A 24,490-nucleotide genomic window follows, 5' to 3' on the forward strand; every position below is an offset into this window, starting at 1 on the left:
GATTGGGTGGGATTTTTCGCGGAAATCGCCTCAAATGCAGAAGGCAAATGCGCCACTGACTGCACAGGGTTTATAAGCTCTGGTAAACTATCGCTTTTTTCACCTCGTTTTAATCCATTTCATGTCCAAAGATATTCGCATTGCAAGATTTAGCGGCAAGGCCATCGAACCTTATATCAAGGAACTGGCTCGTCTGCGAATCCAGGTATTTCGTGAGTTCCCGTATTTGTACGACGGCACTTATGAATATGAAGAAAAATACCTGCAAACCTATCTGAACTGCCCACAAAGCGTGATCGTGATTGCGTTCGACGGCGACAAGATCGTCGGCGCCTCGACCGCGATTCCGATGCAGTACGAAACCGAGGAGATGAAACGGCCGTTCATCGAAAACGGTTATAAGCTGGAAGAGGTTTTTTATTGCAGCGAATCGGTGCTGGACAAGAATTACCGGGGCCTCGGCATCGGCGTGCGCTTTTTCGAGGAAAGAGAGGCGCATGCGCAGGAACTGGGAGGTTTCAAGCATATCACCTTCTGCTGCGTCGAACGGCCTGTAGACCATCCGCGCCGGCCGGCCGATCATGTGCCGCTCGACAAGTTCTGGAACAAGCGTGGCTATGTGAAGCATCCCGAACTGAAGACGACTTATCTCTGGAAAGACCTGGACGATGAAGTCGAAACCCCGAAACCGATGACCTTCTGGCTGAAACATGAAAGTTAAGATCGCTGCGGCGCAGTACGACATCGGTTTTCTCGAAAACTGGGGCAATTACCGGCAAAAGGTCGAACGCTGGGTCGGCGAGGCAGCAGACCAGGGCGCGAAGATTCTGCTGTTTCCCGAATACGGCAGCATGGAGCTCGCATCATTGTTCGGCCAGGCCATTTATTCCTCGCTGAGCAAGCAGCTCGAAGCGATGCAGTCTCTGCTCGACGACTATATCGCGCTGTACAAGGAACTCGCGCAAAAGCATCGATGCTATATCCAGTCCGGCACGTTTCCGGTGCGGATCGACGGCGAGATTTATCACAACCGCGCCTATCTGTTCATGCCGAACGGCGAGTTCGATTATCAGGACAAGCTGATGATGACCCGCTTCGAGAACGAGCAATGGCTGATCAATCGCGGCCTCGAATTGAAGTGTTTCGACACCGACTACGGCCGCATCGCGATCAACGTCTGTTATGACAGCGAGTTCCCGGTGCTGGCCAGAAAACAGGTCGAAGCGGGCGCGAATCTGATTCTGGTGCCGAGCTGCACCGACACGCTGGCCGGTTATCACCGTGTCCGCATCGGCTGCCAGGCGCGGGCGCTCGAAAACCAGTGCTATGTGGTGCAGTCGCCGACGGTCGGCCTTGCACCGTGGTCCGAAGCGGTCGATGTGAATATCGGCGCGGCGGCGATCTATACGCCGGTCGATCGTGGCTTTCCGGATAACGGCGTTTTAGCGATCGGCGAGTTGAACGCGAGCCAGTGGGTGTTTGCGGAAATCGATCTGGACGGCATCGCCAGGGTGCGGGAAAACGGTCAGGTATTCAATTACCGGGATTGGCCGTTGCAGCATGCGCCGGCTTTCGGCACCGCGTCAAACAACGCCTAGGATTTAACCGCGAAAAACAGCCCGGACCTGCGAGGTTTTGAGAATCTCGCAGGTCATCTGCGCCGTCATTTTGCCCGAATCCTTAGCGTATTTCAGGATAGACCCGCTCTTTAACGCGATCCGAGGACATGATGTAAGGCGCTGTCTTGGCGACGCCCGAGGCGACAAGCACTTTGATCGCGGCCTGGGCTTGTTCGTAGGTCTCGCGCCGCAGCACGACACCATAGTAACCCGATGCGCTTAATATCACTTCGCTCGGGTTACCGCTGTTAATAAGTTCCTTGGCGCGCTCGATCGCTTCATCTTTCGATGTTGTCGATAATAGAACGACTAGCGATGCGCCGGGGACTGCCGGTTTAGGCTTCATCTCTCCATTGCTCGAAGGGCGCGACTCGGAAAGCTGCTGCTTATACATACTCGCCAAATCACCGGATTCAGCAGGCGCCGCGGATTCTCCCTCATTCGCGTGCGAGACGGCTTGTTCAGAAATAAGCGGCTCCGACTGCCCCGCCTCGGTTTTTTGGAGTGGTACCGAGTGCGCAGGACCGGGCTGCGGTTGCTGAGGCTCCGTTTCGGCAGAAGTATCCGCGACATCCGTTGGGATCAACGCAGGCGGCCTGAGGAAATACCAGCCGCCAAACGCCGTGGCCAATATCACTAGGGTTATCATGAAAATCCACACATACCGCCGCGGGCTTTTCTTAGGCACTCCGGTGGGCGCCAGTGTCTCATCCACCCCCAGTATGCGAGTATAGCGCTCCTGGAGCGCTTTCGCGATTGAATCGTCGTCGTTTGTATTTTTCATACGTCAGCGCAGATAATCAGTAGGATTCAGATAAAACATGAGTTTCCATCCCTCCGTGCGCGTGGAATACCGGTCGAGGTAAGGAATCAGACTCATGATCGAATAATGTAAGTGCGTCGGCCTGCCTTGGGCGTTCCCGCTGTCTCCAACCGTGCCGACCACATTCCCCTTGTACACCCAAGTCCCCATGCCGACCGTTGCCGAGTCGAGATGAGCGTAATAATGCAGACGCCATTTCGAATCGAAGATCATCAGCGCATTGCCGCCGAGTTTCAATTCGCCCTGATACACGACCACGCCGGAAGCCGCCGCCAGAGCGGGCGTTCCCCGGCGCGCGAAAATATCGATGCCTTTATGGACACCGGATTTTCCCCAAGGTTCGCGCCAGAACGCATCCCGATTCCAGTCCTTCGCGGTTGCGCCTTCCACCGGAATGATCAGGTCTTGTTCGAGAAAGAGTCCGATGTCGAGCATAAAGAAAAGCAAAGCCAGGAGCGCAATCCCACCCCATTCACGTTTGCTTATGTTGAATTTGGCATCCATTGGCTTGTATTTGCAACCTCTCATACCGATGTTGATTTCGAATCAGCCCAAACATTTTAATTATTTCTTAAGCAAAAAGCATACCCCAATACCGGCCTTCATGTCGAATCAAAAAAAACTGAGACAAGCTGTAAGTCATGCGAAATGTCATTGCCCTACAGGACTCATGGAAAGAAAGCAGAGGCAGCCCTCAAAATGCAAAATCATGCATCACCGGCTGACAGGGCGAGAAAAAAAAGGCCCGCAATACGGGCCTTTTAATATTGACTCAATAGGAGTTAACGTTTGCGGATGTAGACTTGAGTTTTGTCATTGTCGCCAAAAAATGGGACCAGATAATCATCCGCGGTGTCAAACCCAATAGCTTTTCCGTCCGGCGAAATAGCGGGCCCAGCTGCATCAGCCGCTCCTTGTTCACCCCCGGAATCGACGTTGGCGCGCGACATCAGATTGGTTTTGCTGTCATAAACATAAATGTCGGCTTTGTTATTAGTATCCCCATTCCAGAACAGGCCCAAACCCAACTGATCCGATATAAGATTATCGGCGGTTGACCTAAACGCCACGGTATAGGCTGTGGAAATACCCGCAATAACAGGGGCCGTACTCTCTGCATTCTTAGTTATTTCCCTAGAAGCCTCTCCAGTCACATTACCATCTACGCCATGTGGGGCACTGATACGTTTAACGGACTTGATTTCGCCTTTACTCAAGTCGTCTTGAGGGTCGTTCGAAGAGCCGGGCTGAAATTCGACAACGAACACATCTGAATCGTTGTCACCAACGTCAGCAGCAACTGAATCAAGATTGTCCGCCTTCGATTCGAAAGCGATCAGGTAGCTTTTGCCCTTGCCGCCTCCGGTAATCGAGGGGTTAGAACTGTCGTCATTGCCTTCAGTAGAAACGGAAAATCCCGTTGCAGAGGTAGCCTCTAAGGCGCCGCTAAGCTGGTACATTCTGAACGTAAGCCGGTCATAAAGAAAAGTATCCCTTTTCGACGTGCCCGTCACGCCCGAAACCAAGTTGGTAGCAGTGCTTTGAAAAGCGACGAAACGTCCATCCGGTGATATTGCCGGATTTGTGCTGCTGACTGTGGCAGGCGAGTTGTCTTTAGCTTCATCGGATGGCGTGTTGGTTCCGGCTGTGTGGACAGCGCTAATCAATTCGATTGTCTTGGTTTTAAGATCGAGCAAGTAAATATTTTTCTTATTGCTAGCACTCATCGAAAACCCGGGAATTAAGTTCGTCGCTTCCGACTCGAATGCGACAAAGCCTGCCTTGAGTGTGCCGGCAATGACAGGATTGGTGCTGGCGTCGTTAGCCTCGATAACAACTCTCCATGGCGCATCGATTTTGGATAAAGCTTTACCGAAAATATCCTTCGAATTCGCGGTATCTATCAAGCCATCAGCGCCGTCCATAATGCCGCTGAGACGGTAGGTTTTCTTTTTGGCGACATCCCGCAGAAAAATGTCCGTCTCTTTATCATTGCCGGTATCAAGATTACTATCCAACGTTAGCAGATCCAGATTATCTGCATTCGATTGAAATACCACCAGCTTGCCATCGGCGGATAGGGATGGATTTTCGCTATCTGCAAAATCATCAGGCGACCACCAATCGGAATCGTCGTTTCTGGTTTCCTGACCCAAGTTGTTCACGCTGATACGGGAAACGACTTTGCCACCGGTCTTCAGAAATACATCTGTGGCGTTGTTGCCATCGCCGAATGCTAGATTTTCGGCATCGGACTCGAATGCGACTGCAGTCCCGCCTTTCGATAATGAAGCATCGTTACTGCTGCCATTACCGACGATTTGCTGGGCATTGACGCTGACCATCGCGGTGCTGCCCGCTATGGCATTGTGTTGCGTCATAGCAGCTAGAACAGCTATACACAACAGGTTTCGATTAAAATATTTCACAGGATCTCCTCCCTAGATTAATAAGAAAAACTAAAGCTTAAAAAGTATAGCTAGCTTTAAAATTGAAACTTTCTTAAGCCACTGGAACAGAGGAATCTTGATTGATTGTGTTAAGTGGTTGGCAAAAATAGTCGTTGGCAATAAGTTAACAGCACAACCTGGGTGAGAAAAAAAAGGCCCGCTAAGCGGGCCTTGTTAATATTGGCTCAATAGGGGTTAACGTTTACGAAGATAGACTTGAGAGTTGTTGTTGTCACCAAAAAATGGGACCAGATAATCATCCCTAGTTTCAAATCCAACGGCTTTCCCATCCGGTGATAAGGAAGGTCGTATAGCATCTACGCTTCCTTGTTCTCCCCCGGCGTCGACATTGGCACGGGAGAATAAGCGGGTCTTGCTGTCGTAAACATAAATGTCGGCTTTTTGATTGCTGTCTTCATTCCAAAAAATATCCAGCGTATCCGCTAACAAATTGTCTGCAATTGAATGAAAGGCCACTGTATAGGCAGTATTGCTACCCGCAATGACTGGGGCAGCACTGCCGCTTGTACCGCTGCCATCTCTTCGTGCCTCCTCGGTCACATTGCCGTTTGCGTCAACCGGCCCGCTGATTCGCTTAACCGACAGGATTTCGCCAACGCTCAAAGGATCATTAGGTACTGTGGATGTGCCGGATTTAAATTCGACCACAAAAACATCCAAGTCGGAGCCTGTATCGCCTCCTGGCACGGAATCAAGATTGGTAGCCGTTGAGTCGAATGCAATCAGGTAGCTCTTGCTCTTGCCACCTCCGGTAATGGATGCATTGCCGCTGTCGCCATTGCCTTCGGCAGTCACCGAAAATGGAGCAGCGGCACTCAAGGCGCCACTCAGTTGATACATTCTAAAAGTTATCCGGTCGTAGAGAAAAATGTCGGTTTTCGCTGTATCGCTGACGCCAGATACCAAATTGGTCGCACGGCTTTGAAACGCGACAAAACGTCCGTCGGGAGAAAGTGCCGGGTTGAAACTATCGACAGCAGCGGGCGTGGCATCTCGGGCCTGGTCCGTTGGAGCGCCGGTCTCGGGATCATGGATTGCGCTGATCAATTCGATTTTTTTGGTTTTCAGGTCGATGATATAAATATTTCTAATATTGGCGGTTGTTGTCAGAGGCGATAGATTGGTTGCTTTCGATTCGAACGCGACAACTCCGGCTTTCAGCGTGCCGGCGATGACTGGGTTAGTGCTGGCATCATTGGCTTCTGTCAGAATTTTCCAGGGAGCGTCGGCTTTTACTAGGGGCTGGTTCTTTGCATCTTTAAGGTCGGGCGTTATCACATTGTCGGCACCGTCCATAATCCCGCTCAGCCGATAGGTTTTCTTTTTAGCGACATCGCGCAGAAAAATATCCGTTTCTTTGCCATTGTTGGTGTCGTTATTCGTGTCTTGCGTTAATAGATCCAAATTGTCTGCATTGGATTGGAAGACCACAAGTTTTCCGTCGGCTGAAATAGATGGGCTTCCACTGTCTGCATAGTTATTCGAACTCCCCCAACTTGATGCGCTGTTGAATCCCTCCTGGCCCAGGCTATTAACGCTGATGCGGGTCAGGGTTTTACCCCCGCTCTTTAGAAATACGTCTTTGGCCCTATTGCCGTCACCTTGAGCTAAATTAGTTGCGGACGACTCAAACGCGACTGCTACGCCGCCGTTCGACAGGGAGGCATCGTAACTGTCGCTGTTACCGACGATTTGCTGCGCGTTGACGCTGACCATCGAGGTGCTGCCCGCTATGGCATTTTGTTGCGTCACGGCGGCTAGCACGGATATCCACAACAAGTTTCGGTTAAAAAATTTCATAAGATTTCCCCCAATATTTATAATAAATACTAACGTCAAAAAACTACAGCTAGCTCTGAAATAATAAGCTTTTTTAATGCAGTTGGACAGGGAATATTGATCGATTGCGTTAAGACAGGCAACCCATAAGCTAACCTTAAATCAATACCTTATGAATACCTGAAGAATACAAACAGACTTTTCGCTACGCTCTAATCAAGTTAGGATAGAACACGACTCCCTTCCCATAATTGAATGAACTCAAGCGAAAGATTAACTACCAATAATTTATTGGATTATTCCATTCATGACAGCCATTCCTGTTTTGTCCGGCCGAGGCTTTATAATGCTTCATCAACACGCGGCAGACAAACCGCCGCACCCAAATAAAGCCCCACCGCAGTCAAAATCAGCACATTGAAGCCGCCGTGGATCGCGATCAGAGTCGCAAGACTCGCACTGATCACCGAGGCAAAACCGTTGACGCCCCAGGCCCAGGGGATCAGGCTCGGCGATAAGACGGCGGCGCGTTGCAGGCCGAGCGGGAACGGCATGCCCATCAAAAACCCCAGGGGCGAGATCAAGAGCACGGTCACCGCGATTTTGACCGGGACGAACTGATCGAGAAACACACCGGTCAGGTTTTTAAAGAACAGAATATAGAACAGCGCCAGCGCCGCAATGCCGAGGATCGGCGCAAAATGCCCATGGCGCATAGCGTGCAGCGACCGCGACGCATAGCTTCCCAGGCTGGCCGAAATCAGAAACGTGCACAACACCACGGTGACCGAATACACCGGATGATGCAAAAACAGGATGAATTTCTGGATAAAGGCGATTTCGATGAACAGGAAGGCGTTGCCGAGCAGGAAAAAGTAGCCCATCATCCGCCACAAGCGCGGCGAATAATCAGGTAACCCGAGCCTTTGCTTGCAGAGCCACATCGGCAGGCCGATGAACAGGGCGGCGGCAAACAGCGCCTGCAGCGCGCCGGCGACCAGGATGATGTAGCCGGTTTCTAGCAGCGAGATGCCGCCCTGCCCGTACAGCGACAGGATTTCGGGCAAGGTGGTCCATTTGAAAAACTGAAAGAAATACGGCCGGTCGTCGGTCGCGGGATCGATCGCGAATTTGTAACGGTCCAGATAGGCCGCCCGCCCGGCGCCGAGCATCTGGCTTGCGCCCTGGTAGTAATAAGATTCCGGCAATTGATTGAAGCGATTGGTCTCGGACTCGGTGATGCCGGGATAATAATCGATGTCGAAACTGCGGTCCTCGCAAAAGGTCTTGAGTTTCCCGATGTCCCCCAGCGTGACCTCGCCGTTCTTGACCAGCAAGGTGCTGGTCTGCCAGCCGCGAATCAACAGCAGTCGCCGGCCGGGCTCGCTGATGCCGGAGCGCTCCAGCGCTTCGGCGGCGGTCGCAAACAATTTCAACGCATCGCGCGGCGGCATCTTGGCCCAGCGGGTCAAGGCCAGATAGCCGCCCGGCTGCAGATGGCGGATATATTCCTGCAACGCTTCGACCGTATAGAGATAATTTTCGCTCAAGGCATAGAGTCCTGCCGACGAGGCGCCGTAGGCATCCATCAAGGCGATCTGGATCAGGTCGAAACGCTGCTTCGTGCCGGAGACGAAGCCGCGCGCCTCGCCGATGTGCAGCCGGAGGCGTTCATTCGTGAAGATGCCGCCGCTGAAGGCGTCGTGTCGGGTCTTGATGTAATCGATCAATTGGCCGTTCAGTTCGACCGCATCGACCGAGGGAACGCCGAACCATTCGGCCTGCAGCAGATCGCTGCCGGCGCCGACGCCCAAGATCAACAACTGCTCCGGCTTGTTCAGGTGGAAAGGAAGCGCGGAAGTGGTCTGATCCAGATACGAAATCGTGGCCCGATCACCATTGTAGCGGGTCAGCGCGGACATGTTGCCGGCATCCGAGAACAGCGCATACTGGGCGGGCGGCTCGCGCTCGGCATTCAGGCTGAGGCCGGGCGCATGCCGCAGCGGCGTGGTCACGCTTTCGACCACATCGGTATAGGCGATCGGATTCGAAAAGCTGTCGATGATGCGGGTTCCCGGAATGCGCAGCAATTGCTGCATCTCCTTGTACGGAGAAATGTGCAGGGTTTTCCAGTCCGAAGGCGCGAGCCACAGGAGCGCCAGCACGGCCGCGCAGATGGCCGGCCCCCACCCGTTTTTTTTCCAGGCGATCGAGACCGGCAGGATGCCGGCGAGGCCGACCAGGGCCAAGGCGATCAGCGCCTGATCGGGCGGCACCAGAAACAATAAACCGATAATGACCAGGCTGCCGAGGCCGGCGCCGGCCAGATCGGCCGCATAGATGCTCGACACCTCATCGCGGAAGCGGAACAGCGCCAACCCGACCGCTGAGGCCGCGAAAAAGAACGGCAAGGCCAAGAGCAGATAGAGCGTCAACAGATACAGCGGCTGGGCCGGCGACCAAAATAGCTCGGAAGGATTGAACGGCAGGCGCTGCCCGAGCCAGAAGCAGCCCGGCGCCGCGAGACTGAACAGCACGATTCCGCCCGGAAACACCCATGCGAAGCGCGCGTTCAGCCAGTCCCGGCAGAGTGCCAGAACCACCCCGCTGACGCCGTAGCCCAACAAGGCCAGGCTGATGATCATGTAGGCGAAATGATGCCACTGGATGATCGAAAACAGCCGCATCAGCAAAATTTCGTAGCCGATCGCCGCGCCCGAAACCAGCGCGATCGCCAGCGGCAGGCCCGGGCAGCGCTTCATTGCATCCGGGTTGTTGCTCAAGGGTGCGTTCCGGTCAAAGGGACGAAGGCCACCGGCAGCAACTGCCGGGTTTTGATTTTCTGATCCCGGTCTTTTTCGACCAACACCAGTTGCTGCACATTGAAGCGGTCGCCGACCGGAATCAGCATGCGCCCGCCCGCTTTCAACTGCTTGATCAAGGGCGGCGGAATGTGGCTTGCCGCCGCGGTCACCAGAATCGCGTCGAACGGCGCGGCTTCGGGCCAGCCGTAATAACCGTCGCCGGTGCGGGTGTGGATGTTTTGATAGCCCAGCTTTTTGATCCGTTCGCGGGCGCTATCGGCCAAGGGTTCGATGATCTCGATGCTGTAAACGTCGGCGCCGACCGTGGCGAGCACAGCCGCCTGGTAGGCCGAACCGGTGCCGATCTCGAGCACCTTGTCGCCGGGTTTCGAATCGAGCAATTCGGTCATCACCGCGACGATGTAAGGCTGTGAAATGGTCTGGCCATGGCCGATCGGCAACGGCCGATTTTGATAGGCATACGGGCGTTGATCCTCGCCGACGAACTGATGCCGGGGCACGTTGCGCAGCGCGCCCGCGACGGGATGGCTCAAGGCTTTTCGCCCCAGCCTAGCGGCCGTGTATTGCATATACTCTTCGATTTCGGCCACCATCGCCGCGCGCTGGCGTGCAAAAACATCCTCTTCGGCCCTTACGGCGCCCATCGAGAGAAACAGCAACGCCGCGGCCGGCAAATAGTTTGGCATGGTCATCGCGATGAACTCCTACGCGCAGGTACTAGCTATGCGACCCTTAACCTTGTATTTAGTGCCATTTTTTCGGATGATCGACCAAGGGCACGAAAGCGACATCGAGGATTTTGCTGATCTTGTGTGGCCCTTTCGCCCGTTTTTCGAGCACGATCAGTTCTTGGTGCCCGAAAGGCCGGCCGAGCGGAATCACGAGCCGCCCGCCGGCTTTCAACTGGTCGATCAGCGCGTCCGGCACATAAGGCGCGGCGGCGGTCACGATGATACCGTCATAGGGCGCCTGTTCCGGCCAGCCTTCATAACCGTTGCCGACCCTGGCGTGGATATTTTGATAAGCGAGTTTTTTGAAACGATCGGCCGCTTCGAGGCTCAAATCCTCTATCACCTCGAGCGTGTAAACCCGAGCGGCCAGAAGCGACAGGATGGCGGTCTGATACCCCGAACCGGTGCCGATTTCGAGGATCGCATCGGTCGGTTGGATCGCCAGCAAGTCGGTCATCAGCGCGACGATGAAGGGCTGCGAGATGGTCTGACCGTAACCGATCGGCAAGGGGCCGTTATCAAATGCCAAAGATATCATGCCGGGATCGACGAACTGCTCGCGCGGCACGTCGCGTATCGCCTCCATCACCTCCGGCGAGAGTGTTTTACGGCCGGTCAAAAAAGCGGTCAGGAGGATCTCCTGCCGAATGTCTTCCAGCATGTGATGAATATTTTTCATAGTCTCTTGGTACAATGGCTTGACGAAGATTTGGACTTGAAGTTAAACAAGATTATCGCCTGAAGGTTCCGGACGGCTAAAAAATATCCGCCGGCCTGCGCCGGGCGAACCGGGCGCCCGTTCGTCTCGGCCCGGTGGAGAAAGCAGGCGCTTCAATGGTATGATGGACGCAGAAATGATGCCTGGCGCGGGCTTCTGCGCCGCCCAAAGAATTTGTAATTTATCAACAGAGGACGATATGAGTGATTTGCCGGAAAATCTAAAGTACGCCGCGACCCATGAATGGGCAAAACAGGAAGGCGACAATGTGGTGCGCGTCGGCATCACCGACTTCGCGCAACAGGAACTGGGCGACCTGGTCTATGTCGAGTTGCCGGAAGTCGGTCGCAAGGTGAAGGCGCAGGAGCAGTGCGCGGTGGTCGAATCGGTCAAGACCGCTTCCGACCTGTACAGTCCGGTCAGCGGCGAGATTGTCGCGGTCAATGACAGTCTGTCCGACAGTCCCGAACAGGTCAACGATGCGCCCTACGACGCCTGGATTTTTTGCGTAAAAGCCGACGAGACTTCCGCCTTGAATCAATTGATGGATGCCGGCGCCTATCAACAAATGATAGACGCCGATTAAGCAGAACCCGGCAATCGACGGCGCCTTGCGCATCGTCAGTTCGTTTTCAAACAACCTTTTATGAAAGTGCATGGCAAATCAAAATGAGAAAGGCCTAAAACGCCTGATCAATGCGTGTTATTTTTCGGCGGCCGGATTCAAGGCGGTCTGGATACATGAGGAAGCGTTCCGGCAGGAGGTGCTGCTGTTTGCGGTCACCATGCCATTGGCGATCTGGCTGGGCCAGACGCCGATCGAAAAGTTGCTATTGATCGGCAGCATCGTGCTGGTGTTGCTGGTCGAATTGCTGAATTCGGCGATCGAGGCGGTCGTCGACCGGGTCGGGCTGGAACGTCACGAATTATCGGGCCGCGCCAAGGACATCGGCTCGTCGGCGGTGATGCTGTCGCTGGTCTGGGCGGCGGTGACTTGGACTTACATACTATTAGGAGTTAAATCATGAGCGCATTGATCTGCGGTTCGATGGCATACGACACGATCATGGTGTTCCATGACCACTTCAAAAATCACATCCTGCCGGACAAGGTGCATATCCTAAACGTCTCGTTTCTGGTGCCGGTGATGCGCCGCGAGTTCGGCGGCTGCGCCGGCAACATCGCCTATAACCTGAATCTGCTCGACGAAGAGCCGCTGATCATGGCGACCGTCGGCCACGATTTCGAGCCTTACATGCAATGGCTTTGCCAGACCGGCTTGTCGCGCGAGTACATCCGGATTCTGGACAACCATTACACCGGTCAGGCCTACATCACCACCGACGAAGACGACAATCAGATCATCGCCTTCCATCCGGGCGCGATGAGCGAGTCGCACCTGAATTCGGTGCCGACCCATCGGGACGACATCACGATCGGCATCGTCTCGCCGGACGGCAGGGACGGGATGATCTTGCATGCGGCGCAGTTTAGAGAACTCGATATCCCGTTCATTTTCGATCCGGGCCAGGGCATTCCGATGTTCAACGGCGAAGAGCTGCTGACCTTCCTCGACCAGGCCACCTGGGCGGTGATCAACGACTATGAATCCGAATTGCTGCAACAGCGCACCGGCCTGTCGCTCGACGAACTGGCCAAGCGGGTCGAGGCGCTGATCGTGACGCTCGGCGCACAGGGCTCGAAAATTTATACGCATGGCCGCTGCATCGACATTCCGTCCGCGCCGCCGAAACAACTGCTCGATCCGACCGGCTGCGGCGACGCTTACCGCGCAGGCCTCCTGTACGGTCTGATGAACGAATTCGACTGGGCAGTGACCGGACGGATCGCGTCCCTGATGGGCACGATCAAGATCGAACATAACGGCACACAGAACCACAGCTTCGACATGGATGCCTTCAAGCAGCGCTACCGGGAAAGTTTCGGCTCCGAGTTTTGACCGACATGCTGAAAAACACCCAAAACCTCCTGGACATCATGGCCCGCTTGCGCGATCCCGAGCAGGGCTGTCCCTGGGATCTGCGCCAGGATTTTGCGACGCTGATCCCTTATCTGATCGAAGAGGCCTATGAAGTCGTCGACGCGATCGAACGCAACGACATGGACGACCTGCGCTCCGAGCTCGGCGATCTGTTATTGCAGGTCGTTTTTCACTCGCAACTGGCGAAGGAACGCGGCCTGTTCGATTTCGAGCAGGTATCGGCAAGCATCAGCGACAAACTGATTCGCCGGCATCCGCACGTATTCGCCGACGCGGTCTTCGAAACTGACGCCGAGCGCCAAGAGGCCTGGGAACAGGCTAAGGCCGAAGAGCGCCGGGCCAAAGAAACCTCTGAAAAACCGGTCAGCGTACTGGCCGGCGTCGCAGGCAGTCTGCCGGCCTTGCTCGAATGCGAAAAGATTCAGGACCGCGCCGCGCAGCACGGCTTCGACTGGCCCGACGCGCCGCCGGTCTTCGACAAGGTGATGGAGGAACTTGAGGAAGTCCGGGAAGCCTGGCAATCGGGCGATCAATATCATATTCGAGAGGAAATCGGCGATCTGTTGCTGGTGGTCGTGAATCTTGCCCGGCATCTCGATGTGAATGCCGAGCAGGCGCTGAAGGAAAGCACCAAAAAATTCTCGCGCCGCTTCAATTACATCGAACAGCAGGTCGCCTCCTCCGGCCGCAATCTGACCGATTGCGATCTTTATGAGCTCGATGCCTTCTGGCACGAGGCGAAACAAGTGCTCAAGCGTAAATCAGATTAGATTCATCTGTCGTCCCCTCATGCTTCCCTGCCCTATCTCGAAAATTGATTTCGAGGGTGGGTGAGTTTGGAAAGAGGTCGCCCTCCGTCCCGCCCTGAAAGCCAACTCCCGTCGATTCGATTACAGGTTCTCATGAAACAGATTTTATTCTCTCTAGTGCTGGCATCGATGTTGATGACCAGCCCGCTCGCCTTAGCCCGCGGGCAACAAGCCGCGCAGAAACCCGCCCAACCGGCGCCGCTGCAATGCGTCGCCTTCAGTCCTTACGTCGGCCAGTTGAACCCCGATTACGGCCCGCCTCCCTCCAAAGCCCAGATCGAGCAATTGCTCGACGTGCTGGTCAAAAAAACGCCTTTCCGCTGCATCATGACCTACGGCGTATTGAACGGCCTCGACGCGACGTTTGCGGCGACCGAGGCGAGAGGAATCAAGGTGATTGCGATCCTGTGGATCGACAAGGACATCGAGGTCAATTCCGCCTCGATCTCGAAAGGCATCGCCCTCGCCAGAACCTATCCGAAAACGATCGTCAAGCTCAGCTGCGGTTCGGAAGTCCGCACCCGCCACGGCAACGCGCTGGATAGCGAGATAACCCGCTGCATCAACGCGATGCGCGAGGCGAAGATCGCGCAGCCGGTCACCACGATCGATACCTGGTGGGAATGGTGCAACCGCGCCACGCCTTGCCAGCAGACCGTTTTTGCAAACTCGGTCGACTGGATCGGCATCAATATATTTCCCTGGTGGGAGAACATGTATGCCGACCTGTTTCCCTGCACACCGGCCGAGAAGGCGGCCGATTTTCATCTGGCGAGAATCGAAGATGTCCGGCGCGCCTACCCCGGCAAGGACGTGATCGTGACCGAATTCGGCTGGCCCTATGCGCCCGAAGGCGCAACCGAAACCAATGTGCATACCGGCGAGCATTGCGGCATCGCCAGCCGCAAAAATCAGGCTCTGGTGATCCGTTCGACGCTGAAAAAACTGGCCGAAAAGCAATGGTCCGGCGTTGTCTTCGAAGCCATTTCGGAAAACTGGAAATCCAGCCACGAAGGCCAGTTCGGAGGCTCCTGGGGCATCTGTTCCGGCGAACCGCCGCATGAATGTCTGACCGATTTGACCGCCCAGCCCCAAAAAAACAAGCGGCACTGAGCTCGGCTAACGGCAGACTCTAAAGAAAAACTTCAATCCATCTCGTTAATCCGTTCACGGTGAGAATGCCTAACCCTGAACGGTTTAACCGAGCGACTCTGGGGCAAGTATTAGCTGATCCTAAATAGATTCCTCCCCTTTTCCGTACTTTGCTAAAATAATAGCCATGGGTACAGCTTAAGGAAAATTTACGGAATTTACTGTTATGCTAACGGGTTATTCGTCCCGTTGCCACACAGTTTTCATGGTATGCCGCTTGGCCCGCGTTGACCTCACGGCAACGCGCCGAGCGATTCGCCTTACTCCGTTCCGCGCGTCCCATGCCCCCACCCTGTTTGAGTCGGTCAGATTTTTTTGAGATTTTTCAATGAGTAAAGTAAAGTCGTTTGTTGTTGTACTACTGGCGTTAGGGGCATTTCTGCTGGCCGGCTCCGCCCATGCGCGCTATGCCGCGATCATGATCGACGCCGAAAACGGCAATGTGCTGCATGAAATCGATGCGACGCACCCCTGGTATCCGGCGTCGCTAACCAAGGTGATGACGCTATACATGACCTTCGAGGCGTTAAGCCGAGGGCAGATCGGTCTGCACGATAGGATGACCGCGTCCCATCATGCGTCCCGGCAGCCGCAAAGCAAGCTGGGCCTCCGTGCGGGCGAAACCCTGACCGTCGAAGAGGGGATTCTGGCCGTGATTACCCGCTCGGCGAACGATGCGGCGGTCGTGCTGGGCGAACATCTGGGCGGCAGCGAGGAAGCATTCGCATCGCAGATGACCGCCAAGGCGCACCAGTTGGGCATGTATAATTCCCGTTTCATGAACGCGACCGGTTTGCCGAACAATTTGCAGGTCACCACCCCGCGCGATTTGGCCGTGCTGGCCTGGAAAATCATGAAGAATTTTCCCAACTATTACCCTTATTTTGCCAGCCACGGTTTTTCCTTCAGAGGACGCGAACTGCGCGGCATCAACAAGTTCACCGCCCGCTACCCCGGCGCGGAAGGCATGAAAACCGGCTTCACCTGCGGCTCCGGCTTCAACCTGATGAGCTCGGCATCACAGAACGGCAAGCGCTTGATCGGCGTTGTGATGGGCGGCATGACCAGCGCGGAACGCTACCAGCTGATGATGAACATGATGGATGGGGGCTTTTCCAACCGCTATGGCGACGGCTCGTATCGCAACATCGACACATTGACCGCCAGCATGGGCGGCGAGCCACCTTATCAGCTCGGTTGCGGCAATCGCAAAGGCATTACGGTCGCTTCCGGCAATGGCAATGACAATATCCAGCCGGCGAGTTATCATCGGCCCGCCGCCAAGCATTACCGTGCTCACCAGCGAACCCGCGCCGCCTCCGGCTATCACCGCCTCGCAGCCGGCAAAACCAAAACCGGCAAGAAGATAATCAGCAAGCGAAGCGCGAAGCGCAGCGTTATGGTCGCCAAAAACAAGCGCGGCGGGGTGACTCGAGTCGCCAAGAAAACCGCGAAGTCTTCGGTCGCTCGAAAAACAATCAAGAAAAGAAGCAAATCCGCGTAGAAAAAATCACTTCCTGCCGGTTACACACCGCGCACCCTTTTCAGTTTCAGCACAAGCCGAGATTTTGAAAGGTGCGCGATGCTTGCAAAGACTTGAATGCGCCCTCTCCTCGCGCCGCCTCAGTCATCAACGACGGCAAGTTCCGCACAAAGGCGCTTCCAGGGCCGACGTGCTGACGAATTTAGAAGCTCATTTTGGGTAAATCTGGTAAATTTCCCACTCCGTTTCCATTAGCCCCCTCATTACTTTTCTGGAAAGTCATCATGCGAGCATTAAAAAAACAATTAAAACACAATCTGGCTTTGTTTCTTTTTAGCGGTCTGCTTTCCGCCATTCCTGCCATGGCCGCATCGGACTTCGAAGCCCAAGAAGGTTTCGCCAGAGCGCGTGCAAAGACCCAGCCGGGCATAGATCACTCAGCACATCAAAACCCTGCCGATAAAAGCCTGGAGTTTCATGGCGTTTTCTACGGCTATCTCCCCTGCAACGATTGCGACGGGGTTAAAACGACGCTGTCTTTACAACAAAAGCACAATTATCTGTTGGTGACTCAGCCCGCCAAAGCGTCATCGCGGGAGTATTATGAAAGAGGCAAATATGACTGGAATGAAGAAAAGCGTACCGTGGTGTTAACGCCAAAAAACGGAGGGACAAGCACACGGAGTTATCATATTGAAGACGAAGGAACGCTGATTCAGCTGAATGCCGATGGCATAAAAAAGAATGATTATGTTCTGCAAAGAAGCGATACTTATAAGTCGCGTGAGGTGCATATTCACTAACGGATAATCCGCTCGAAAGCAGCGGCAAGCGCTTCCGACTGAGCGTCTTAAAACAAACCGCCTCTTGGTAACAGCAAAGGCGGTTTTTTATTGCCGAAGCAGGGTGTCAAATACGATCAGGGTTCTGTCGCCCTCAGTGTCTTTGGCGACAAGGGGGCGATGGGAGACGGTTAATTTTTTCCGGCTCACGCATTCCTCCGGTTATTCAGCTCGACACAAGAATCCAGCGCAAAGCGCAGCAGCAACAGCGTGATCAGTACCGGAAAAACCAGATAATGATCCAGCAATTGTAAACTCCCGAGCGTACCCAGCATGATGATCCAGGGCTGCAAGCCTTTGTGCTCTGCAAGCAGGCGCATGTAGCGGAGGGACTCCGGATCGAGGCGTTCGGATGGGCCGATGAAAGCGAGCGAGATGAATGCGCTCATGGCGGCAAAATACACCGGAAAGAAAAAAAACATCGGCGAGTCATCGTTGAACTGCGTTTTCCAATAGGCGAACCAAACCAGTAACGCGCTCGAAGCAAACAGGTCGAACCAGAGCCTGAAATGTCCTTTTTTGACCAGCGAACCGGCGATCGCCAGCAAGGCGCCGCCGATGCCAAGATAGAGAAAAAACTCCCCCACCAACAGGCTTGTCAAGGGATGCCCTGTCTGTACGAGATAGCCAAGGGTAAGACTGAGCAGAATGAAAACGAGCATGCGCTAATCCGTTGATCTGATTGTTATTAAAATGGCATCCAATGGGATTGGATTTGCGGTTTTTGTCTATGTTATGCACACAGTCGAGCGCTTGTCATCCGTTCTGATTTAGGCAGGCCCAAGGCTCCGCCAACATCCGATTTATCTATACAAGCCGCTGATATTAAACAACTAATTTATTTTGTATAAAATTTTTACAATTTGATGACAGGGCAGGATTCCTCGGCTTCGCGAACGGTTATCGAGAGCTTTTCCACAAAGTTATCCACAATAATTGTGGATAAGCCAGGCCGCGCCGCCAGCCGTTTTTGTCATAGCGCCGTCCGGAAAGGCTCGACCCAAACCGGCTCGCCTGCCGGAACGCCGCCGCAGTCGGCCGGCAGGATGATGTAGCAGTTGCTCGCGGACATCGCGCCCAGCATGTGCGAGCCCTGGCCGCCGGCGGAGGCGGCAAAAAATTCGCCGTCCGCGTCCTGGGTCAGGATGCCGCGCTGAAATTCGAGGCGGCCCCTTTCCTTTTTGAGCGGGGTCGTCAAGGTAGCCTTGATGCGCAGCGGGTTTGCCGGCGCTAAGCCGACCAGCCGCCTGAGCGCCGGCTCGACGATTTGCTGAAAAGTTACCGCGACAGCGACCGGATTGCCGGGCAGGCCGAAGAACCAGGCGTTGCCGATTCTGCCGAAGGCGAGCGGTTTGCCGGGTTTCATCGCGATCTTCCATAAATGCACTTCGCCGAGACGTTCGAGCACCTGCTGAATGAAATCGGCCTCGCCGACCGAGGCGCCGCCGGTCGTGATGACCACGTCATGATTCAGGGCCGCCTGGCTCAACGCGTCTTCGAGCTGCTGCCTATCGTCGCCGATCACGCCCAGGTCAGAGGCGCGGTAGCCGGGATCGGCCAACAGGCCGCCGAGAATGTAGCGGTTGCTGTCATGAATCTTGCCGGGCGCCAGGGGCTGGCCGATGCCGGTCAGTTCGTCGCCGGTCGAAAAATAAGCGATAGTGACCGGCCTTTTGACCGCGACATCATAAATGCCGGCCGAGGCGAAGAGGCCGAGTTCGATCGCGCCGAGTTTTTTGCCGGCGCGGCACAATAGCTCGCCGCGTTTGACATCTTCGCCGATTTCGCGTACAAAACGGCGCGCCGGCACCGCGGCCGGAAACTCGATGTGGTCGCCGTCAACGCTCACGAATTCCTGCATCACGACCGAATCGGCCTCATTGGGCACGACCGCGCCGGTAAATATCCGGACGCATTCGCCCGCGCTCAACTGGCCCAGGAACGGCTTGCCGGCCCAGGAAACACCCGCCAGACGCAGATGGAAGGGCTGCCTTACGTCGATGTCCCGGCTGCTGAAGGCATAGCCGTCGACCGCGGCGTTTCTGTCGCGCGGAATGTTGAGCGGCGAGCGCACCGGGTCGGCCAATACGCGTCCGAGCGCGTGTTGCAGCGTCACTCTGTCGCTGCCGGAAACCGGCTGTATCGCGGCCGCGATCCGCGCGCGCGCGGCCTCGATCGAAAGCAGGGCCTCGCGGCTGCACAGATCGGTCATTTGAACTCCCGGTAATGCTCCAGGATGAAGCGGGCGATCAGGTCGGCGCGGTTCAGATCGAGCTTGACCAGAGATTCCGGCGCTTCGACCGGGCTGTCGCTCGCGATCGCGATGATATCCGGGTCATCAGGAAACAGCAGCGGCCTTTGCAGCGACGGCCGGTGCAATTCGATCTTCGGAAATTTTTCGGCCTTGAAGCCTTCGACCAGAATCAGATCCAGGCCGGATTGATCCAGAATTTTAAGCTGCCGGTCCAGGCTCGGTTCCTCGGGCGTTTCGAATTCGTTGATGATCGCATAACGGTATTTGGAAACCAGCATCACCGGCGAGGCGCCGGCCATGCGCAGGCGATAACTGTCCTTGCCGGGATGGTCGATGTCGAAGCTATGATGACTGTGCTTGATCAGGCCGACCCGCAGACCGCGTTGTTTCAGCAAAGGAATCAATTGCGTCAGTAAGGTGGTCTTGCCGGTGCCGCTGGCGGCGGCAAAACCGAGGATCGGCTTTTGTGCATGTTGCATGGCGTTAGCGTGATTGGATCGGAGTCAATAATCAGGCTATTCTAAGGTATTATTTACGCCGGCACTACGATAACGGCGGCATGGCTGTTATCATCGCCTGCCATCACGCCGGTCGGTCGTCCGGCGCGATTTTGATTGTGTGCGCCAAACCTGAGTGATCCCCGGAGTCAACCTTGATTCGCATTGTGTTTGTTCTACTGCTGATTTTGCTTGTTTTTTTTGCTTTGCATAAAGTACAAAAAGCGCCTTCCGCCGTAAAGGCCCGTTTTCTGCGTTACCTGATGCTCGCCGGCGGCCTCGTGGTGCTGGGGTATATGGGCATGACCAGCTGGCTCGGCGGACTGTTTGCCTTGCTCGGCCTGGCGGCGGCGTTTTTGCTCAGATTGCTGCCGTCCTTGCTGCAAAATGCGCCCTATCTGCATCAAATCTGGATGGCCTGGCAACGCTCGCAGCGGGGGCAATCTCAGCAACAGGAAACCCGGCATACGTCCGGCAAAATGACCGCGGAGGAAGCTTACGAGATTTTGGGATTGAAAATAGGCGCAAGCGACAAGGAAGTCATCGAGGCACATCGCCGGCTGATGCAAAAAATTCATCCGGACCGGGGCGGCTCCGATTATCTGGCCGCAAAAATCAATCTGGCCAAAAAGACACTATTAGAAAGATAAGTGCCATGCCAAATGTTTGTCGAAGCGCCGTGTTGATGTCGGTTGCGGTTTTGGCTGCGATCACGGCCGGCTGTACCGAACGCGTGGATTTAGCGCCGGTACTGTCCGGCCATCAACATATCAACGATGCCTATCCGGATGAGCCCTATCCAGATGATTCCTATCCGCCGCCGGTGACGAGCGGCTATGTTCCACCACAGCAGCGCCAGCAGAAAATGCCGCCTGCGCCGCCCCATCCTTACCCGAAGGCATCGATCCCGGTGAAACGGGAAGCGCCGGCAGCCAGGCCTGATCCCGTCATGCCGGCCGAGAGGAATGAAGCCAAGCGCAAGCCCAAAACAATTGCTTCTGCGCTAACGGCCAAAAAAAGTATAATGCCAAAGACCGAGCCGGAAAAACCGGCTCGGAAAGCCACGGCACACGAAAAAAAGCCAAGCCGAACCCTTGCGAAAAATGATCATGCCGATTTGAACTTCGGCTGGCCGTTGGCCGGCAACATTTTGAAGAGCTATACCCAGACCGGCAAAAAAGGCATCCGCATCGCCGGCAAAAAAGGGCAAACGGTACGGGCCGCCGAGGCCGGAAAGGTCGTCTATAGCGGACAGGGATTGATCGGATATGGTAATCTGCTTATCATAAAGCATAATAGTCAGTATTTGACCGCTTATGCGAATAACAGCGCCTTATTGGCCAAGGAGGGTGACGTTGTCGAGAAGGGACAAGGGATCGCCACGGTTGGCGCGAGCGCCGCGCAAAAAGCCATGCTGCATTTTGAAATTCGCAAACAGGGTAAGTCGGTCAATCCGCTTACATTATTACCGAAGCTATGACGATACTGTTGAATGATCAAGCGAAGCGTCAGGGGGAATAAGATGAAAAAAGAGATAGTAGAGCCCGCTGATGATGACATCGGCCCACCGTTTGAAGATGCAGAGGATGAGGAGCTGTTTTTAGCGGAAGAGTTCGAGGAAGCGGACGATGTGATCGACGAGATAGACATCGAAAGTGAAGTCCAGACGCTCAAAGCCCGCGATGACAATTTCGACGCGACTCGCGTCTATCTGAACGATCTCGGCCGCTCGAAACTCTTATCGGCCGACCAGGAAAAACTATACGGCGCCAAAGCCTTACGCGGCGACCCCGAGGCCCGCAAGGTCATGATCGAAAGCAATCTGCGCCTGGTCGTGAAGATTTCCCGCCGTTATCTCAACCGGGGACTGCCGCTGCTCGATTTGATCGAGGAAGGCAATCTCGGCTTGATTCGCGCGGTCGAAAAGTTCGATCCGGACCGCGGCTTCCGTTTTTCGACCTATGCGACCTGGTGGATACGGCAAACGATCGAACGCGCGATCATGAATCAGACCCGCACGATCCGTCTGCCGATTCATATCGTAAAGGAAATGAACACGTATCTGAAGGCGCAGCGCCATCTGCAACAGACGCTCGATCACGATCCGAGCGCCGAGGAAATTGCGCAATTTATGGATAAACCGGCCTATAAGGTCGAGAAGATGCTCAAATTGAACGAACGTGTTACCTCGATCGATGTGCCGTGCAGCAAGGATGTCGATAAGCCGATGGTCGAGACGATTTCGGATGAAGACAGCCCGTCGGCCGCCGACCGCATCCAGGAAGACGGCATCCGCCAGAGCGTTTCCGGCTGGGTCTATCAATTGCCGGAAAAGCAGCGCGAAGTGATCTGCCGGCGCTATGGGCTCTGCGGCTATGAGGCCGAAACACTCGAACAGGTCGCACTGGAATTGAGCGTGACCCGCGAGCGTGTGCGGCAGATTCAGATGGACGGATTGAAACGCTTAAAAGAGATCCTGCATGTGAACGGCTATTCGTTCGAAACGATCTTCAATTGAACTGGCGGCCGGTTGGGATTGGGTTCCCGGACGCCCCCTCGTCGCTCCGGCGCAGAGCGCCGCCACCCCTGGCATAGAATGCTTCAAGGCATAAGATCGGAGCGGATCGACAGGCTTGCCGAATCCCTGTTTGCGGGGCTCAAGCACAGCCTTTTGCCCGTCACCCACTCAGTTTAAAAGCTGGAAGCCGCCGTGCGGCTTTATCACCGAAAACGATCTTCCGGCGTTGCATTGCAATCGCCTGCCGCGGTTCGCGTCACCCGAACGCGCTCAACGATTGACAACGCTAAGCCATCGCGTTATAAACCCCAAAAGTCTCAGTTGATTTTTTCATTAACCGTCAAGGGGGGGTCATGGCAATCAAACACAATGCTTCACAAGGCTCAAGACACGCTCGCCAATCCGGATCGCACGCTTGCGCGTTTTGCACGATCATCCCGCCGCATATGACCGACCACATCCTCAAGCACGGCGATGAAGCCATGCGCGACTTGACCATGGAAACGATGCGAATGACCGAACAGTTCCGGGGCATCCGGGGCATCATGGGCAGCATGCCGGCGCTTGCGGTTTCGACCGGAGAGAAACGGCGCACCGTTTATGATGCGAAGCAAGGCGTAACGCTGCCCGGCCGCCTGGTGCGCGGAGAGGGCGGACGGGCCAAGCGGGACATCGCGGTCAACGAGGCCTATGACGGCGCCGGCGGGACCTATGATTTATTCAGCCAGATTTACGAACGCAATTCGGTCGATGACCGAGGCCTGCGAATCGATTCGACCGTACACTACGATGTGCAGTACGACAACGCCTTCTGGAACGGCAACCAAATGGTTTACGGAGACGGCGACGGCCGGCTGTTCAACCGCTTTACGATTGCGATCGACGTTATCGGCCATGAATTGACGCACGGCGTCGTGCAGTTTGAAGCCGGATTGCAGTATCTGAATGAATCGGGGGCCTTGAACGAGTCGTTCGCGGATGTGTTCGGCAGCCTGGTCAAGCAACGGACGTTGAATCAAACCGCCGATCAGGCCGACTGGCTGATCGGCGCGGGCCTGTTCGCGCCGGGCGTGAACGGTCAGGGACTGCGTTCGCTGAAAGCGCCGGGGACCGCTTATGATGACGCCATGCTCGGCAAAGATCCGCAGCCCTCGCATTACGCGAAGCGTTTTCGCGGACGCCAGGACAACGGCGGCGTGCATATCAATTCGGGCATTCCGAACCATGCGTTTTATCTGGCGGCCATCGCGATCGGCGGCCATGCCTGGGAAAAAGCCGGCAAAATCTGGTATATCGCGCTCAGGGACGTGCTGCGTTCCCGCTCGACCTTCAGCGGCGCCGCCGGCGCCACGATCCGGGTGGCGGGCGATCTCTACGGACAAAACAGCGCCGAACAAACGGCGGTGCGCGTGGCCTGGCGGGCTGTGGGGGTCATTTAAGGTTCAGCCGCTACGGACGGGGCCCGCCCCGTCCGGAAATCCGATGCTGATCTTCGCATCCTTGCGCCGGCACATCGCCCTGCGCGCCTTGACCCTCTGCCTGCTCTGCACCGGCGCCGTGGCGTGTACTCTTCAAGCCAAGCCGATCACTATGGAAGATAAAATCATGCATGTGACCCTTCAAAGAACAGGCGGCTTTGCCGGCATCCCGTTGATCAAGTCGATCGATGCCGCCAGCCTTTCGGCATCCGAAATCACCGCGCTGCAACAAATGATCGAAACGGCGCATTTTTTTGAATTGCCGGCGTTGATCCCCTCAAAACCCCAACCCGACCGCTTTGAATATCAAATCATCATCGAAGAGGACGGTAAAAAGCATAGCGTCACCGCCGCGGAGCACGCGCTGCCCGCTGAATTAAAGCCGCTGGTGGATTGGTTGATCAGATTAGGCCGGACCGCCAGATAGCCTGGCTGACCGGCTTTACCGTGCAGCCGACGGCTTGATGCTTTTCTTCACGATTTCACGCG

At 55.3% G+C, this 24,490-nt stretch carries 24 protein-coding genes; 14 read left to right on the top strand and 10 right to left on the bottom strand.

Annotated features, from left to right (window positions below):
* Positions 1-121: 121 nt before the first annotated feature.
* A complete protein-coding gene (locus METLA_RS0110310; RefSeq protein ID WP_024298477.1) occupies positions 122-721 on the top strand; it encodes a GNAT family N-acetyltransferase in 600 nt (199 codons plus the stop codon).
* A complete protein-coding gene (locus METLA_RS0110315) occupies positions 711-1,598 on the top strand; it encodes a carbon-nitrogen hydrolase family protein (RefSeq protein WP_024298478.1) in 888 nt (295 codons plus the stop codon). The genes METLA_RS0110310 and METLA_RS0110315 overlap by 11 nt, the downstream gene beginning before the upstream one ends.
* 82 nt (positions 1,599-1,680) lie before the next feature.
* Here METLA_RS0110315 and METLA_RS0110320 read toward each other — a convergent pair whose 3' ends face one another.
* From METLA_RS0110320 to METLA_RS0110350, 7 genes are all read right to left on the bottom strand, one after another.
* Positions 1,681-2,403: a hypothetical protein gene (locus METLA_RS0110320; protein WP_024298479.1), complete on the bottom strand. Its 723-nt coding sequence runs from the start codon at positions 2,401-2,403 to the stop codon at positions 1,681-1,683.
* A 3-nt stretch (positions 2,404-2,406) separates the two neighbouring features.
* On the bottom strand, positions 2,407-2,877 hold the full coding sequence (locus METLA_RS0110325) for a M23 family metallopeptidase (protein WP_029646586.1): 471 nt from the start codon (positions 2,875-2,877) through the stop codon (positions 2,407-2,409).
* 347 nt (positions 2,878-3,224) lie between these two features.
* Positions 3,225-4,871, bottom strand: a complete 1,647-nt coding sequence (locus tag METLA_RS0110330) for a PD40 domain-containing protein (RefSeq protein WP_024298481.1) — start codon at positions 4,869-4,871, stop codon at positions 3,225-3,227.
* Between the two features lie 216 nt (positions 4,872-5,087).
* Entirely contained in the window at positions 5,088-6,713 is a 1,626-nt protein-coding gene (locus METLA_RS0110335; protein WP_024298482.1) for a PD40 domain-containing protein, read from the bottom strand.
* Between the two features lie 320 nt (positions 6,714-7,033).
* On the bottom strand, positions 7,034-9,454 hold the full coding sequence (locus METLA_RS0110340; RefSeq protein WP_024298483.1) for a spermine/spermidine synthase domain-containing protein: 2,421 nt from the start codon (positions 9,452-9,454) through the stop codon (positions 7,034-7,036).
* A 17-nt stretch (positions 9,455-9,471) separates the two neighbouring features.
* Positions 9,472-10,209 carry a protein-L-isoaspartate(D-aspartate) O-methyltransferase gene (locus METLA_RS0110345; RefSeq protein ID WP_024298484.1) on the bottom strand — a complete coding sequence of 246 codons (738 nt, stop codon included), beginning with the start codon at positions 10,207-10,209 and terminating at the stop codon, positions 9,472-9,474.
* Positions 10,210-10,261: 52 nt separating this feature from the next.
* Complete coding sequence (locus tag METLA_RS0110350) at positions 10,262-10,927, bottom strand: protein-L-isoaspartate(D-aspartate) O-methyltransferase (RefSeq protein WP_024298485.1); 666 nt, start codon at positions 10,925-10,927, stop codon at positions 10,262-10,264.
* Between the two features lie 238 nt (positions 10,928-11,165).
* Between METLA_RS0110350 and gcvH the strand changes: the two genes are divergently transcribed.
* The 7 genes from gcvH (at position 11,166) to METLA_RS0110385 (ending at position 17,215) form a co-directional block, all read left to right on the top strand.
* Positions 11,166-11,552 (top strand): glycine cleavage system protein GcvH, encoded by a 387-nt coding sequence (gene gcvH / locus METLA_RS0110355; RefSeq protein ID WP_024298486.1) that lies wholly within the window; start codon positions 11,166-11,168, stop codon positions 11,550-11,552.
* A 70-nt stretch (positions 11,553-11,622) separates the two neighbouring features.
* On the top strand, positions 11,623-11,994 hold the full coding sequence (locus tag METLA_RS0110360; RefSeq protein ID WP_024298487.1) for a diacylglycerol kinase: 372 nt from the start codon (positions 11,623-11,625) through the stop codon (positions 11,992-11,994).
* Positions 11,991-12,926, top strand: coding sequence for a carbohydrate kinase family protein (locus METLA_RS0110365; protein WP_024298488.1), 936 nt, complete (start codon positions 11,991-11,993; stop codon positions 12,924-12,926). The genes METLA_RS0110360 and METLA_RS0110365 overlap by 4 nt, the downstream gene beginning before the upstream one ends.
* Positions 12,927-12,931: 5 nt before the next feature.
* Positions 12,932-13,738, top strand: a complete 807-nt coding sequence (gene mazG, locus METLA_RS0110370) for a nucleoside triphosphate pyrophosphohydrolase (protein ID WP_024298489.1) — start codon at positions 12,932-12,934, stop codon at positions 13,736-13,738.
* A gap of 132 nt (positions 13,739-13,870) precedes the next feature.
* Positions 13,871-14,890, top strand: a complete 1,020-nt coding sequence (locus METLA_RS0110375; protein WP_024298490.1) for a glycoside hydrolase family 17 protein — start codon at positions 13,871-13,873, stop codon at positions 14,888-14,890.
* A gap of 367 nt (positions 14,891-15,257) precedes the next feature.
* Entirely contained in the window at positions 15,258-16,433 is a 1,176-nt protein-coding gene (locus METLA_RS20850) for a D-alanyl-D-alanine carboxypeptidase family protein (protein WP_024298491.1), read from the top strand.
* A 263-nt stretch (positions 16,434-16,696) separates the two neighbouring features.
* Entirely contained in the window at positions 16,697-17,215 is a 519-nt protein-coding gene (locus METLA_RS0110385; RefSeq protein ID WP_024298492.1) for a copper resistance protein NlpE, read from the top strand.
* Positions 17,216-17,400: 185 nt separating this feature from the next.
* Here METLA_RS0110385 and METLA_RS0110390 read toward each other — a convergent pair whose 3' ends face one another.
* The 3 genes from METLA_RS0110390 to mobB all read right to left on the bottom strand — a co-directional run bounded on the left by METLA_RS0110390 (position 17,401) and on the right by mobB (position 19,987).
* The gene (locus METLA_RS0110390; protein ID WP_024298493.1) at positions 17,401-17,916 is read right to left on the bottom strand and encodes a hypothetical protein; all 516 of its coding nucleotides are present in this window, start codon (positions 17,914-17,916) and stop codon (positions 17,401-17,403) included.
* A 311-nt stretch (positions 17,917-18,227) separates the two neighbouring features.
* A complete protein-coding gene (gene moeA, locus METLA_RS0110395) occupies positions 18,228-19,466 on the bottom strand; it encodes a molybdopterin molybdotransferase MoeA (protein ID WP_024298494.1) in 1,239 nt (412 codons plus the stop codon).
* Positions 19,463-19,987, bottom strand: coding sequence for a molybdopterin-guanine dinucleotide biosynthesis protein B (gene mobB / locus METLA_RS0110400; protein WP_024298495.1), 525 nt, complete (start codon positions 19,985-19,987; stop codon positions 19,463-19,465). Before mobB ends, moeA begins: the two co-directional genes overlap by 4 nt.
* A 224-nt stretch (positions 19,988-20,211) precedes the next feature.
* Between mobB and METLA_RS0110405 the strand changes: the two genes are divergently transcribed.
* The 5 genes from METLA_RS0110405 (at position 20,212) to METLA_RS0110425 (ending at position 24,428) form a co-directional block, all read left to right on the top strand.
* Positions 20,212-20,655, top strand: a complete 444-nt coding sequence (locus tag METLA_RS0110405) for a DnaJ domain-containing protein (RefSeq protein ID WP_245598780.1) — start codon at positions 20,212-20,214, stop codon at positions 20,653-20,655.
* An 83-nt stretch (positions 20,656-20,738) separates the two neighbouring features.
* Positions 20,739-21,485: a peptidoglycan DD-metalloendopeptidase family protein gene (locus METLA_RS21450; RefSeq protein ID WP_245598781.1), complete on the top strand. Its 747-nt coding sequence runs from the start codon at positions 20,739-20,741 to the stop codon at positions 21,483-21,485.
* Between the two features lie 42 nt (positions 21,486-21,527).
* The gene (rpoS, locus tag METLA_RS0110415) at positions 21,528-22,523 is read left to right on the top strand and encodes an RNA polymerase sigma factor RpoS (RefSeq protein WP_024298498.1); all 996 of its coding nucleotides are present in this window, start codon (positions 21,528-21,530) and stop codon (positions 22,521-22,523) included.
* 353 nt (positions 22,524-22,876) lie between these two features.
* Complete coding sequence (locus tag METLA_RS0110420) at positions 22,877-23,962, top strand: M4 family metallopeptidase (RefSeq protein WP_024298499.1); 1,086 nt, start codon at positions 22,877-22,879, stop codon at positions 23,960-23,962.
* Between the two features lie 43 nt (positions 23,963-24,005).
* Positions 24,006-24,428 (top strand): protealysin inhibitor emfourin, encoded by a 423-nt coding sequence (locus tag METLA_RS0110425; RefSeq protein WP_198408467.1) that lies wholly within the window; start codon positions 24,006-24,008, stop codon positions 24,426-24,428.
* The last annotated feature ends 62 nt before the right edge of the window (positions 24,429-24,490 follow it).

Origin of the sequence: Methylomicrobium lacus LW14, from assembly GCF_000527095.1 — a bacterium.
GTDB classification, from domain to species: Bacteria; Pseudomonadota; Gammaproteobacteria; order Methylococcales; family Methylomonadaceae; genus Methylomicrobium; species Methylomicrobium lacus.

Excerpts from the sequence above, each read along its gene's own strand:
- METLA_RS0110365 (WP_024298488.1), top strand. The coding sequence starts at position 11,991 with ATGAGCGCATTGATCTGCGGTTCGATGGCATACGACACGATCATGGTG.
- METLA_RS0110350 (WP_024298485.1), bottom strand. The coding sequence starts at position 10,927 with ATGAAAAATATTCATCACATGCTGGAAGACATTCGGCAGGAGATCCTC.
- gcvH (WP_024298486.1), top strand. The coding sequence starts at position 11,166 with ATGAGTGATTTGCCGGAAAATCTAAAGTACGCCGCGACCCATGAATGG.
- METLA_RS0110335 (WP_024298482.1), bottom strand. The coding sequence starts at position 6,713 with ATGAAATTTTTTAACCGAAACTTGTTGTGGATATCCGTGCTAGCCGCC.
- METLA_RS0110315 (WP_024298478.1), top strand. The coding sequence starts at position 711 with ATGAAAGTTAAGATCGCTGCGGCGCAGTACGACATCGGTTTTCTCGAA.
- mobB (WP_024298495.1), bottom strand. The coding sequence starts at position 19,987 with ATGCAACATGCACAAAAGCCGATCCTCGGTTTTGCCGCCGCCAGCGGC.
- mazG (WP_024298489.1), top strand. The coding sequence starts at position 12,932 with ATGCTGAAAAACACCCAAAACCTCCTGGACATCATGGCCCGCTTGCGC.
- moeA (WP_024298494.1), bottom strand. The coding sequence starts at position 19,466 with ATGACCGATCTGTGCAGCCGCGAGGCCCTGCTTTCGATCGAGGCCGCG.
- METLA_RS0110325 (WP_029646586.1), bottom strand. The coding sequence starts at position 2,877 with ATGCTCGACATCGGACTCTTTCTCGAACAAGACCTGATCATTCCGGTG.
- METLA_RS0110345 (WP_024298484.1), bottom strand. The coding sequence starts at position 10,209 with ATGACCATGCCAAACTATTTGCCGGCCGCGGCGTTGCTGTTTCTCTCG.
- rpoS (WP_024298498.1), top strand. The coding sequence starts at position 21,528 with ATGAAAAAAGAGATAGTAGAGCCCGCTGATGATGACATCGGCCCACCG.
- METLA_RS0110425 (WP_198408467.1), top strand. The coding sequence starts at position 24,006 with ATGCTGATCTTCGCATCCTTGCGCCGGCACATCGCCCTGCGCGCCTTG.
- METLA_RS0110375 (WP_024298490.1), top strand. The coding sequence starts at position 13,871 with ATGAAACAGATTTTATTCTCTCTAGTGCTGGCATCGATGTTGATGACC.
- METLA_RS0110420 (WP_024298499.1), top strand. The coding sequence starts at position 22,877 with ATGGCAATCAAACACAATGCTTCACAAGGCTCAAGACACGCTCGCCAA.
- METLA_RS0110360 (WP_024298487.1), top strand. The coding sequence starts at position 11,623 with ATGGCAAATCAAAATGAGAAAGGCCTAAAACGCCTGATCAATGCGTGT.
- METLA_RS0110390 (WP_024298493.1), bottom strand. The coding sequence starts at position 17,916 with ATGCTCGTTTTCATTCTGCTCAGTCTTACCCTTGGCTATCTCGTACAG.
- METLA_RS20850 (WP_024298491.1), top strand. The coding sequence starts at position 15,258 with ATGAGTAAAGTAAAGTCGTTTGTTGTTGTACTACTGGCGTTAGGGGCA.
- METLA_RS0110340 (WP_024298483.1), bottom strand. The coding sequence starts at position 9,454 with ATGAAGCGCTGCCCGGGCCTGCCGCTGGCGATCGCGCTGGTTTCGGGC.
- METLA_RS0110320 (WP_024298479.1), bottom strand. The coding sequence starts at position 2,403 with ATGAAAAATACAAACGACGACGATTCAATCGCGAAAGCGCTCCAGGAG.
- METLA_RS0110310 (WP_024298477.1), top strand. The coding sequence starts at position 122 with ATGTCCAAAGATATTCGCATTGCAAGATTTAGCGGCAAGGCCATCGAA.
- METLA_RS0110385 (WP_024298492.1), top strand. The coding sequence starts at position 16,697 with ATGCGAGCATTAAAAAAACAATTAAAACACAATCTGGCTTTGTTTCTT.